A 12,242-nucleotide genomic window follows, 5' to 3' on the forward strand; every position below is an offset into this window, starting at 1 on the left:
TCCGCGTCACGCGCCCTTGCGTTTGGCGGCCAGCCCGTTATAGGCGAAGCCGGCGGCCAGGGCGGTGGCCATCGCGGCCTGGGCCGCCACGGTTTCCGCCGTGGGGAACAGGCCCACGATCTCCACGCTGGGCACGTGGGCCAAGGGGATGACGTCCAGCCAGCCGGCCTCCTGCAGGGCCTTAACGCCCTTGCCGGCCAGCACCACGGCCAGCACGGCCATCAGACCGGAACTCCAGGCGAAGAAGGCGCCGATGGGCAGGCGGCGGCTGTAGCGCAGCAGCCCCCAGGCGATGGCGGCCAGCAGCAGCACAGCCGCCCCGGCACCGGCCAGCACGGCCATGTGCGCTCCCTCCGCCCACAGCGCCATGTAGAACAGGATGGTCTCGAACACCTCGCGGTAGACCACCACGAAGGTCAGCAGGAACAGGAACCAGGCCGACTGCCGCGACAGGGCGTGGGACAGCTTTTCCCTGATGTACAGCTGCCAGGCGCCGGCCTGGGACTTGCCGTGCATCCACACGCCCACCGACAGCAGCACCAGGGCGGCGAATACGGAGCCCAAGCCCTCCGTCAGTTCCCGGCTGGCGCCGCTGATGGAGACCAGGTAGGTCGCCACGGCCCAGGTCGCCAGGCCGGCCGCCAGGGCGGTGGTCCAGCCCAGGTGGACATGGCGCAGCACGTCCGCGCGCCCGGCCTTGCGCAGGAAGGCGATCATGGCCACCACGATCAGCAGGGCTTCCAGCCCTTCGCGCAGCAGGATGGTGAATGCGCCGACGAAGGTGGAGGCGTCGCTGGCGGCGGTGGGTGACAGGGCATGCTCCGCCTCGGTCAGCAGGCCGGTGATGGCCTGGGCCTGGGCGCGCACCTCGTCGGCCGGCCGGCCCTGGCCGATGACGCCGCGGAAGGCACCCATGGCGCTTTCCACCCGGGTCATCAGGCCGCCGTCGCGCGCCTTCAGGATGGGCTCCACCGGCTCGAACCCGTCGAGGTAGGCGGCCAGGGCCAGGTCGCCCGCCGCCTTGGCGTCGCCGGCCTCATAGGCCTCCACGGCCAAGCCCAGCTTGGCGTGGGCGATGGCCAGGCTGTCGTTGGCCTTCGGCATGACCGCGTCGGGATGGGCGCGCAGATAGGCCAGCAGCGCCTGGGCGTCATGGGCGCCCACCGTCTCCTCCAGGGCGGCCTGCGAGGCCTGGGTCAGGGCTTCCAGATTGGGAAACAGGGCGTGCAGGTCGGGCCGGGCGCGCCACAGCGCCTCACCCGCCTGGATGTCGCTGGGCGTGAAGGCGAAGCCGCCGGCGATGAAGGCCAGCGCCCAGCGGTCCTCGGCCGGCAGGTGGGCGAAGCTGACCATGGGCGTGCCGTCCAGCCCCTGCTCGATCACCTGCTCCAGGGCGAAGACGCTGCGTTGCCGCGCGCGTCCGGTGTCGCTGAAGGCCACGGGCCTGGGGTCCAGCGTGACGCCCACCGGGCCGTCACCATGCCCGGTGGCGCCGTGGCAGGCGGCGCAATTCTCCGCGTACAGGGCTCGGCCCCGCGCCAGGTCCGGCGGGGCGGTGGGCGCCAGCGGCACGGGGTAGGCGGCCAGCAGATCCCGGCCCAGGGCGCGGGCCAGGCCGGCCACCACGGCCGGGGACGCCTTGGCGGCGATGGCGGCCTTCAGCGCGTCGGCCTGGTCCTGCAGCCGGGGGAGGGCGGGGGTGGGCGGCAGTTCGGCCATCCGCTCCCGCGCGCTGGCCGCGAACTCCGCCTGCTCGGCATATTCGCTCTCGCTGGTCACCCGGCCGTCGGCCACCGCGCCGGCATAGTCCACCGCCACATAGTCCAGCAGCCGCCAGATGGTCTGCGCGGGCGCCGGTTCCGCCGCCCCTGCGGGCAGGGCGGTGCCGAGGGCCAGGCCCAGCAGCGTGAGGGCGGCGGCGATGAGGCGGAACGATCTGACCATGGGGCGGCCCGGCTGAGAGGTGCGAGTCATTCTCAGTAAACCCGCCGCCGATGTTTTTGCAAGCATGCGCCGGCGCGCGTCTGCCTTGTGGGCGCCCTATGGGCCGGATCACTGCGGGGGCGGAAACAACAAGACCCGCCGCGCAGGGTGCGCGGGCGGGTCCGGCGGATTGGCGACCCCAGCTGGATTCGAACCAGCGACCTACCGCTTAGAAGGCGGTTGCTCTATCCAACTGAGCTATGGGGCCCGGAGGCGGCCCCAGGCCCGAGGGCCGGGGCGCCCGATATCAGGAAGGGATCAGAAGCGGCCGACGCGGGGGCGGTCGGTGCGGAAATTGTCGGCGTAGTTCTTCGGGCGGACGATGCGGTCGTTGTGGGTGACGACCTCGTAGGTCCACCCCTTGCGGGTCGCGTAGGCGATGGCCTCTTCGGCGCTGTCGAACGTCAGCTTCACCTGGTTCAGGGTGTCGCCCGAGCTGGTCCAGCCCATCAGCGGCTCCGGCCGGCGGGCGGTGGCCAGTTCATATTCCAGGATCCACGAGTGGGTCTTGGCCCGGCCGGACTGCATGGCCGTCTTGGCCGGCTGATAGATACGAACCTGCATCTCTGGAACGTCCCCGGTTGAACGAAACACCTGTTGCCTGCCGGCGCCGTCCGGCGCCGGTCCGGGCGATGGTCGGGGCGCCCGGATTCGAACCGGGGGCCTACGGTTCCCAAAACCGTCGCGCTACCAGACTGCGCTACGCCCCGAAACCATCGCGAGCTAGGGTTTACGCGGTTCGCGGGGCCATGGTCAATCAGGAAAGCGGCCCGGCGCGCGGCAACCCTGACCCAACCCGCGCCCAGGTTTTGGACCGAAATCCCCACCGCCCAATACACGGAAGAGTGGCGTGCTGCCCGGCAAAAAGCGCCCGGCGGCGGCCGAATCCCGCTCCCAGGGCCGAAGCCACGCCTTTCCAGGGGCCCGGCGGATCGCGTGCGGGCCCTTTTCCGGGCCGGCAACCAGGTAATCCCGACCGCCTTGGGCCGCTTCACCCGGCAATTTTGACCGGGCAACGGGAAAATCCGACCGCCCCAATTATTCGCATTCCTGTCGCCTCCCGCCGGTCAACCCTGAAAAAACCCTTTATTTACAGATGCGTAAATATCGCTGCGGGCTGTTGGCACGGTTTCTGCGGTTAGCCGGCCGAACCTAACCGTCCATCAGAGGAGGTTGATGGCGTCCATACCAGCGTAGCGCCCCCGGGCAACCCCGGACCAATCCGTCCCGCCATCCCGGCAGGAACGGGTTGCCGCCCGGAGACGGGGACTTAGGCCCCCCCGGCAGCGGGCGGGTGGTGCTCTTCGATGGCATGGGACCAACAGCTTGCTCTCGCCAGAAGGATCAGACCGGCCCAAACGGCCGCCCTCCGGCAGCTCAAAAGGAGATAGATGATGTCCTCTCAAGTCGCCCTCTCTTCGGCAATGCGTTCCAACCTGCTGTTGCTGCAGAACACCAACAGCTCGATCGACAAGCTCCAGGCGCAACTGTCCACGGGCAACAAGGTCAACAGCGCGCTGGACGGCCCCACGGCCTTCTTCGCGGCGCAAGGTCTGAACCAGCGTGCCAGCGACCTGTCCACCCTGAAGGATGCGATGGGCCAGGCCATCAGCACCATCAAGGCGGGCAACCAGGGCATCACCTCCATCCAGTCGCTGATCGACCAGGCCAAGGGCCTGACGACCTCGGCCTACTCCAACCTGGGTAACGACCCCAGCGCCATCGCGACCCGCAAGTCGCTGGCCGACCAGTTCAACGCCATCAAGGACCAGATCGACAAGCTGGCCGCCGACAGCGGTTACGGTGGCAAGAACCTGCTGGCCGGCAGCGGCCAGACCTTTGACGCCACCTCCACGTCGCGGTCCACGGTGAACTCCATCACCGGCCTGTCCAACAGCCGCGTGACCAACGTCACCACTTCGGACACCTATTCCGTTCGCGTGTCCGGCACGGGTGACATCTCCGGCAACGCCGGTGACATCGCCTCGGCGGAAACCGCCCGCGGCCTGTTCGGCCTGAAGGTCTCCGGCAAGCTCAGCAGCACCGCCGGCAACTTCTCCGACGTGTCGATCGAAATCCGCGGCTCCGTGGGGCAGACCCGCACGGCCGTGATCACCGAGGGCGACGAGTCCCGCTCCATCACCTTCTTCGATAACACCCAGAGCGCCACCAACAGCCTGGTGAGCGCCGGCGCCTCCGGCACGCCGCAGGTGTCGCAGGTGAACATCACCGGCAACATCGATCAGGGTGACACCTTCAACGTCACCATCAACGGCCGGACGTTCAGCTACACCGCCTCGGCCGGCGACGTGTCCAGCCCGTCGCCGACGACGCGCCAGGCCGCCATCGCCACCAACCTGCAGAGCCTGATCAACAATTCCCTTCCGGGCAGCGCGTTCTCCGGCTTCACCATCGGTACGGTGACGGGCAGCAGCTTCCAGATCACCGCGGCCAGCAGCTTCGGCACGTCGAACAGCTTCACGCTGGGCAGCTCGACCGTCAACGCCCTGACCAAGAACATCTCCGTGTCCTTCACCTCGGGCTCGGTCGTGTCCTTCACCGTCGACCGTTCCACGCTGGAAGGGTTGGGTACGGCGGGCAACGGCACCTCCACCATCGAGAAGGACGTGGATCTGGCGGTCACGGCCACCGACCTGAACGGTGTGTCCATCACCCGGTCGGGCGCCAATGATCGTGGCAGCGGCAAGCTGACGGACGGCGAAAACGCCATGTCCTTCACCACCGGCACAGTGCGCATCAACGTCGATCCGGCCAAGATCATGCAGGCGGCGTCGGCCAACCGGTCCGCCAACATGACGACGTCGCAGCAGACGCCGGCCAACACCCAGAACGACTTGTCGGTGCAGTTCAACGAGACCAACACCAACTCGCTGAGCGTCAAGTCCACCAACGTCACCACCGACGGCCAGGGCCTGCGTCTCGACTATGCCCAGAACGAGTTCCTGGACCGGTCGGACATCGACGCCGCCGTGGCCCAGCTGACCTACGCCACCAGCCAGCTGCGGTCCGCCGGCCAGACGCTCAGCACCAACCTGAACGTCATCCAGACCCGGTCCGACTTCACCAGCGCCTTCAACAACGTCCTGTCGGACGGCGCCGACAGCCTGGTGCAGGTCGACCAGAACCAGGCCGGCGCGGAGTTGCTGACCCTGCAGACCCGCCAGTCGCTGGGTGTCACCACCCTGTCGCTGGCGAACCAGAGCCAGCAGGCCATCCTGAAGCTGTTCTAATCGGCGACGGCGGGGCGGGCGGCGGCGTGGCAAAAGGCCACCGGTCCCCCATCCCGCCGCCCCGGTCCCGGAAGCGACAGGCGCAAGGAAAAGGGCGGTCCCCAGCGGGCCGCCCTTTTTCATTTCGCGCTTAAGCCTAAGGCGCCGCGGCGATCATTCCACACCCAGAACAACCAGGCGCGCCGGCTTCTTGAAATTCATGGTGATCATCAGGGTGGCCCGTCCCTTGATGACGTACAGGGCCTTGTCGGCCACGACGGGCAGCGGAACGTTGCGGGACATGCAATAGCCCACCAGGGCCGCCTGCAGCTCTTGTTCCGGAACGGTGACGTCGTTGGCCGCGCCATCCAGGGTCACGGACAGGCGGGCGGTGACGCCGCGGTTGACCGTGTACTCCAGGCTGGTGACATCCCCGTCGGGGAAGGCGTCGTTCAGCTTGCGCCGCCGTTCCGTGATGGCGCTCACCACCTCGCGGTCGGTGAAGACGATGCAGCGTAGTTCCTTCATGCGCTCGCGTTCCGGCAGGCTGGGACGCGGGAACTCTACGCCAGGTCTCCGCGCCGCCGCCAGTTGCAAATATCCCAGGCCCATCGCGTTCCGCCGTCCGGAAGGATAGGCGCGGGCTGGCCTGCGGCAAATTGGCCAGCGGCCGCGATGGTGGGAATTTTTTTCAAAACCACCCGCCGGGTTTCGACGACCGCGCCGTGTAACCCGGTCCGTAAGGGACGGATCCCCCCGCCCGCAACCCCGTCGCCACAACAGGGTCCAATTCCGCCCTCCCCGCCGGCCCGCCGGCCAAACGTCCTTCAATTCGTCTGAACAGGCAGGATTTTTCAGCAAATGAAGCGCCTTCTCGCGCCGGTGGCCGCCGCGCCCCTGTGCCTCGCCGCCCTGACCGACCTTCACGCGGCGACCACGATCTCCGACACCCGAAGCAGCGGGGTGGCGACGTCTTCGGCCGGCGACCTGACCATCACGGGAACGGTCAGCCCCTCCAGCGGCACGGCGGTGACGCTGGACAGCAACAACAGCGTCAGCAGCTCCGGCACCATCTCCATCACCGGCGGCGATGACACCACCGGCATCCTGGTGAAGGGCGGCACCACCGGCAGCGTCGCCGTCAGCGGCACCCTGACGCTGACCGACAGCAGCGTCAGCTCCACCATCCCGCTGACCTCGGCCGAACGGCGCTATGGCATCTGGGTCTCGGGCGACGGCGTGTTCACCGGCGCCATCAACACCTCGGCCACCCTCACGGTCCGCGGCAACGACAGCGCCGGCATCCTGGTCGCGTCCGATATGGCTGGCAGCGTGACCATGAGTGGTTCGGTGTCGGTGACGGGCAACAACTCTTACGGAATTCAGTACACGGGGCATACCTATGGCGGCCTAGTCGTTTCCGGCACGGTCAGCGTGCTGGGCACCGGAGCGGTCGGCGTGGCCGTGGATGGGGTGATGGAAGGGGCGGTTGATGTCTCGGGCAGCGTCACCTCCACCGGTTATCTGTCGACCACGCGTCCCACGACCACGGCCGGCTTCGCGGCGCTGACCGCCAATGACGAGCTGCAGGGCGGCGCCGCCTTCCGGATCGCCCAGACGATAACGGGTGGCCTGTACTTGGAGTCGACGGGCAGTCTTACATCCTATGGTTCCGCCCCGGCGCTGCTGGTCGGCAGCGCCACCGACAACATCACCCTTGGCACTTACCCCGACAACACCCGCGGCCTGGTCCTGGCGGGCGGCATTGTGGCCAATGGCGTCTATGACGGCTTCAGCACCACCGGCATCCAGATTGGCGGCCTGGGCGGGACGGTCAACGTCTTGGGCGGCGTCAGCGTGTCCGGCACCCTGACCACCCTGTCCTACAAGGCCGATTCCACCGGCATCCTGATCGGTTCGGGCGCGACGGTCACCGACGTCGCAATCTCCGGCTCCCTCAGCACGACGGTGTCTTCCCAGTCCTCCCAGGCGACGGCCATTTCCATCCGCAGCGGCGCCACGGTCAACAGCCTGAACGTCACCGGCACGATCGCGGCCTACGCCACAGGCTATGCGGGCGCCACCACCGCCGTGGCTAGCAACGCCGTCGCCGTCTACGACGGCGCGGGCACCATCACCCTCGTGAACAACAGCGGCACCATCCTGGCCACCGTCACGAAATCCACGGACAACACCGGCATCACCGGCACGGCCACGGCGCTGGACCTGCGGGCCAACACCATCGGTGTCACCATCAACAGCAGCGGCACCATCACCGGCGACATCCTGCTGGGCTCGGGTGACGCCACCATCAACCTGACGGGTGGCAAGGTCACGGGCGCCTTGTCCTTCGGCAGCGGCGCCAACACGCTGACCATCGACGGCGGCGCCATCTACACCGGCGCCCTGACCAGCGACGGCACCCTGGCGGCCACCGTCACCAGCGGTCAGCTGCGCAACAGCAGCACCAGCACCATCGCCCTGCGCTCCCTGACCGTGGGGTCCAGCGGTGAGATCGACTTCACCGCCGACCCCGCCAACAACACCAACACCCTGTTCAACGTTTCCGGCGCCGCCTCGCTGGCCTCGGGCGCCAAGATCGGCCTGATTTTCAAGAGCAAGGTCACCGACAGCAACAGCTTCACCGTCATCAAGGCCAGCAGCCTGAGCGTGGGCACCACCGACCAGTCGCTGTTGGGTGACGTGTCCTACTGGTACAAGGCCAACGTCGCCACCGACACCACCGCCGGCACGGTGACGGTGAACGTGGCGCGCCGGACGGCGGCCGAGGCGGGCATCACCGTGGGTGCGGGCGCGTTCAACGCCGTCTACGGCGCCTTCGACAAGGATACGCAGATCGGCGAGGCCTTTTTCAACGCCACCAGCGCCGGCAGCTTCGGCAGCCTCTATGAGAAGATGCTGCCCGACTACAACGGAGGCCCCTTCCAGCTGCTGAACCGCGGCATGATGGCGCTGGCCCGTACCGAATCCGATCCCACCGTGGCCATGAAGGACGAGAAGCGCGGCGCCTGGGTGCAGGAGCTGGGCTTCGCCGTGTCGCAGAACCGCGACCAGGGGCCCGGCTACAACGGCAACGGCGTGGCGCTGATGGGCGGCTACGAGAAATCCATGGAGAACGTCGGCATCGTCGGCCTGTCCTCCTCCTACATGATCACCGCGGTCAACGACCCGGACGCCTCCAGCGGCAACCAGGTGAAGGGTGAGGTCTTCACCGGCGGCGCCTACTGGCGCGATCGCTACGGCGGGCTGATGGCCAGCGCCAGCCTGAACGCCGGCTATATCCGCTTCTCCAGCAAGCGTGTCTTCACCGGCACGGATGACGAAGGGGCGGCGTTCGAGCGCGACGCCAACGCCCACTGGTCGGGCTATCTGGGCGACGCCCATTTCGGCGTGGGGTATGAGCAATCGCTGGGCTTCATGTTCGTGCGGCCCACCGCCTCGGTGGACTATTTCGTGCTGTCCGACGGCGCCCATCAGGAAAGCGGCGGCAGCGACGGCTTCAACCTGAAGATCGACGAGCGCACCGGCCAGCAGGGCAATGCCGAGGCCGCCTTGACCTTCGGGACCCAGCTGGGCGGCGATTTCCAGTGGAAGCCCGCCCTGACCGTGGGATGGAAGCAGGTGTTCGGCGATGGCCCGGGCGACACCACCGCCAGCTTCGCCGGCGGGTCCAGCTTCACCCTGATGCCGCAGTCCGTGGTCGGCGGCGGCCCCATCGCCCGCGTCACGGTGCAGGGCGGCAACCGCTACTCCGACATCGCGCTGGAACTGGGCGGCGAAGACCGTCGCGGCTTCATCGGCTATGACGCCCGCTTCGTGAGCAAGTTCCGGTTCTGATCGGGCGCTTTTCAGGCATGGGAAAAGGCGGTCCCCATCCGGGGGCCGCCTTTTTTGCCGACGTGAAGGAGCCGCCGAGGCGGGAAGCGCCGAGGGGAAGCTACTCCACGCTCACACCCAGGAAGCGCTGGCGCAGCGCGTCCCAGGAGCGATGGCCCAGGTCGGCCAGGGCCCGCAGCTGCCCGTCGACGTCCGCCCCGCCATCCGGCTGGGCCAGGCTGTCGCCCAGCTGACGCGCCTGGCGGGCCAGCAGCACCAGGCCGCAGCTGTCGGCCATCACCGCCAGGTCGCGCGTGGCTTCCCGCAGCGCCTCGGTGGCGTTGGCGGCGCTCAGGTCAAGGACGGCATCCAGCCTGCCGCGGCCGCGGCTGACGATGCCGTCGACCAGGGCACGGAAGTCCGTTGGCGGCACCGTCCGTTCCAGCCGCGCCAACACCCGGGGTTCCAGCAGCAGGGTGGTCGCGTCCGGTTCCGACGTCGGCTGGGGCGCGCGCTCCGCCAGCCAGCGGCCCACCGTTTCCAGGAAGCGGTCCGACTTGAACGGTTTGGACACATAGTCGTCCATGCCGGCGGCCAGGTACTCCTCGCGCATGCCCGCCATGGCGTTGGCGGTCATGGCGATGATGGGCATCTGCGGCACGCGGACGTCCACGGCTCGGATGCGGCGGGTGGCCTCGATCCCGTCCATGACCGGCATCTGCACGTCCATCAGCACCAGGTCGAAACGGGTCTGCAGGCAGGCGCGCACGGCCTGCGCCCCATCCTCCGCGATCTGCACCTGGTATCCCGCCTTTTCCAGCAGGACCGAGGCGATGGTCTGGTTGGTGATGTTGTCCTCCACCACCAGGATACGGGGCTTGCTGGCGCCCGCCGGGGTGGTGGCCGGGGCGGAGCGGGGCGGGGCGGCCTCCGCCAACTCGACGCGCAGGCCGCAGGCCTTGGCCAGCGCCTCCAGCAGTTGGGGCCGGCGGATGGGCTTGGGCACCACGGCGTCGAACAGGCTTTCGGGTGCGCCCACCCCCGCCGCCGGCGCCTCCAGCGAGCTGGCCAGCAGCAGGCGCACGCCCGCCAAACGCGGTTCCGCCCGGATCCAGGCGGCCAGGCCGGGTCCGTCCAGCTCAGGCATGTGGTGGTCGATCAGGATGACGTCCGGCAGGGCGGCCTGGCCGCCGTCGGTGCAAGCGCCGTCCAGGGTCCCGTCCATCACCGCCATGGTCCGCAGCAGGTGGTTGCGGGCCTGGAGCCCGCCCGAGGCCTCATCCACCGTCATGCCGCAGGTCATCAGGTGATGCACCAGGATCAGGCGGTTGACGGGGGTGTCGTCCACCACCAGGGCGCGGCGGCCGCGTAGGCGATCGCCCAGGGGCTGGACGGCGCGACTGGGCGCCACCGCCCGTTCCAACGGGATGTCCAGCCAGAAGGTGGCGCCTTCCCCGGGCGTGCTCTCCACCCCGATGCTGCCCCCCATCAGCTCCACCAGCTGCCGGCTGATGGCCAGGCCCAGGCCGGTGCCGCCGAAACGGCGGGTGATGGAGCTGTCGGCCTGCTCGAACATCTGGAACAGCTTGCCCGCCTGCGCCGGGTCGATGCCGATGCCGGTGTCCTGCACGGTGACGCGCAGGCGCCGCGTCTGCTCCGGTAGGGCCGGCACGTCACCCAGCAGCTGGATGTCCACCGACACCGCGCCCTTTGCCGTGAACTTGATGGCGTTGCCCACCAGGTTCAGCAGCACCTGGCGCAGGCGGGTGGGGTCGCCCCACCACATGCCCATGGCGCCCTCATGCACCAGGGCGCCGATCTCCAACCCCTTGTCGCGGGCCTTGGGGCCCAGGATGGACAGGACGCCGTCCACCAGCTCATCCAGGTTGAACTGGATGCGTTCCAGGCTGACCTTGCCCGCCTCCAGCTTCGAGATGTCCAGGATGTCGTTGATGACCCCCAGCAGGGCGTCGGCGTTGTCGCGGATGATTTCGGCATAGCCGCGCTGCTGGGTGGTCAGCGGCGTGTCGAGCAGGATTTGCGCCATGCCGGTGACGCCGTTCATGGGGGTGCGGATTTCGTGGCTCATGTTGGCCAGGAAGTCCGACTTGGCGGCGTTGGCCCGTTCCGCCACCTGCCGGGCCTCCTCCGCCGTGCGCCGGGCGCGGTCCAGGTCGCCGGTCAGGGCCAGCAGACGCTCGCGCTGGGCGTTCAACTGGCCGTTCAACAGGTGGACGCGGCGGTACAGGCTGACCATTTCCGCCAGCAGCAGCAGCAGCACGACGCTGGACGCGATGGCGCCGTCGGCGCGGGCCAGAAACCAGCCCAGGGTGAAGCGGGCCAGGCCCAGGCCGTTCAGCAGCGTGTCCATCGCCAGGGCGACGGTGGAGATCAACAGCCCGAGATGGCCCACCGTGCGGACCTTGGTCACCGTCGCGAGGATGGCCGGCGTGCAGAAGTTGATCAGCAGCATGGCCACATAGATGACCTTGACCACCATATCGTTGTTGTAGGTGTTGACCAGGGTGACGCGCGGCAGCCAGCGGTCTATGGAGAACAGGACGGCGGCCAGGGTGAGGCCGGCCGCCAGCACGGCGCCCACCCCCACGCCCAGCGCCATCATCTTGCGCGCCTCACCGGCCACTGGCGGCGGGGCCTGGCGCTGCCGCTGGGCGAAGCCCAGCACCGCCAGGGGGAAAGCCATGTGCCAGGCCGTGTACAGCCACAGCGCCGACTGTGACAGCGTGCCGTCCGGGTCCAGGGGCGCGAAGGCGCCGGGCAGGGCCGCCACCTGCAGCACGGACATGACGCCGGAATAGGCGTAGCCACCCACCAGCCACAGCAGCGCGCGGTGTCCCGACAGCAGGAACTGGCTGGCGATCAGGAAGGAGGTCAGCAGGTCGGTGACCAGGATGATGACGGCATAGGCGGGCAGCAGGCCGGGGATGTTGCCAACGGGCGTCTTCGCCCCCATGGCGCCGATCAGGAACAGGGCCAGCATCGCCAGGCCGACCAGGAAGGCCGCCGCGTGCTGCGATGGCGTGGTGGGGGCCGCGAACAGGGTGGTGGCCTGCGCCAAGTCACGGGGGCGTTGGGATGACGACCCCAATTCGCCACCAGCCCCCTGAACAGCGCCAGTCATACCCGTCTTCCCCCACGGGGGATCCGCTGGTTCCACCCAAAAACCGGACC

At 68.6% G+C, this 12,242-nt stretch carries 6 protein-coding genes and 2 tRNA genes; 2 read left to right on the plus strand and 6 right to left on the minus strand.

Features of this window, described 5'->3' with window-relative positions; genetic code table 11:
- Positions 1 to 6 precede the first annotated feature (6 nt).
- From UAJ10_RS24030 to UAJ10_RS24045, 4 genes are all read right to left on the minus strand, one after another.
- Positions 7 to 1,974: a cytochrome c/FTR1 family iron permease gene (locus tag UAJ10_RS24030; protein ID WP_322917780.1), complete on the minus strand. Its 1,968-nt coding sequence runs from the start codon at positions 1,972 to 1,974 to the stop codon at positions 7 to 9.
- Between the two features lie 140 nt (positions 1,975 to 2,114).
- Positions 2,115 to 2,191 (minus strand) — tRNA-Arg (locus tag UAJ10_RS24035).
- 50 nt (positions 2,192 to 2,241) lie between these two features.
- A complete protein-coding gene (locus UAJ10_RS24040; RefSeq protein ID WP_322917781.1) occupies positions 2,242 to 2,547 on the minus strand; it encodes an ETC complex I subunit in 306 nt (101 codons plus the stop codon).
- A 69-nt stretch (positions 2,548 to 2,616) separates the two neighbouring features.
- Positions 2,617 to 2,693 (minus strand) — tRNA-Pro (locus UAJ10_RS24045).
- Positions 2,694 to 3,377: 684 nt separating this feature from the next.
- On the opposite strand from UAJ10_RS24045, the gene UAJ10_RS24050 reads away from it, so the two are divergent.
- On the plus strand, positions 3,378 to 5,234 hold the full coding sequence (locus UAJ10_RS24050) for a flagellin N-terminal helical domain-containing protein (protein WP_322917782.1): 1,857 nt from the start codon (positions 3,378 to 3,380) through the stop codon (positions 5,232 to 5,234).
- Between the two features lie 153 nt (positions 5,235 to 5,387).
- Here the strand turns inward: UAJ10_RS24050 and UAJ10_RS24055 are convergent, their stop codons facing one another.
- Positions 5,388 to 5,741, minus strand: a complete 354-nt coding sequence (locus UAJ10_RS24055) for a hypothetical protein (RefSeq protein WP_322917783.1) — start codon at positions 5,739 to 5,741, stop codon at positions 5,388 to 5,390.
- A 333-nt stretch (positions 5,742 to 6,074) separates the two neighbouring features.
- On the opposite strand from UAJ10_RS24055, the gene UAJ10_RS24060 reads away from it, so the two are divergent.
- Complete coding sequence (locus UAJ10_RS24060) at positions 6,075 to 9,071, plus strand: autotransporter outer membrane beta-barrel domain-containing protein (RefSeq protein WP_322917784.1); 2,997 nt, start codon at positions 6,075 to 6,077, stop codon at positions 9,069 to 9,071.
- A gap of 100 nt (positions 9,072 to 9,171) precedes the next feature.
- Here UAJ10_RS24060 and UAJ10_RS24065 read toward each other — a convergent pair whose 3' ends face one another.
- A complete protein-coding gene (locus UAJ10_RS24065) occupies positions 9,172 to 12,192 on the minus strand; it encodes a response regulator (protein ID WP_322917785.1) in 3,021 nt (1,006 codons plus the stop codon).
- Positions 12,193 to 12,242 lie beyond the last annotated feature (50 nt).

It is taken from the genome of Nitrospirillum guaranorum (genome assembly GCF_034653275.1).
In the GTDB taxonomy this organism is placed as follows: domain Bacteria; phylum Pseudomonadota; class Alphaproteobacteria; order Azospirillales; family Azospirillaceae; genus Nitrospirillum.

Excerpts from the sequence above, each read along its gene's own strand:
- UAJ10_RS24030 (WP_322917780.1), bottom strand. The coding sequence starts at position 1,974 with ATGACTCGCACCTCTCAGCCGGGCCGCCCCATGGTCAGATCGTTCCGC.
- UAJ10_RS24040 (WP_322917781.1), bottom strand. The coding sequence starts at position 2,547 with ATGCAGGTTCGTATCTATCAGCCGGCCAAGACGGCCATGCAGTCCGGC.
- UAJ10_RS24050 (WP_322917782.1), top strand. The coding sequence starts at position 3,378 with ATGTCCTCTCAAGTCGCCCTCTCTTCGGCAATGCGTTCCAACCTGCTG.
- UAJ10_RS24055 (WP_322917783.1), bottom strand. The coding sequence starts at position 5,741 with ATGAAGGAACTACGCTGCATCGTCTTCACCGACCGCGAGGTGGTGAGC.
- UAJ10_RS24060 (WP_322917784.1), top strand. The coding sequence starts at position 6,075 with ATGAAGCGCCTTCTCGCGCCGGTGGCCGCCGCGCCCCTGTGCCTCGCC.
- UAJ10_RS24065 (WP_322917785.1), bottom strand. The coding sequence starts at position 12,192 with ATGACTGGCGCTGTTCAGGGGGCTGGTGGCGAATTGGGGTCGTCATCC.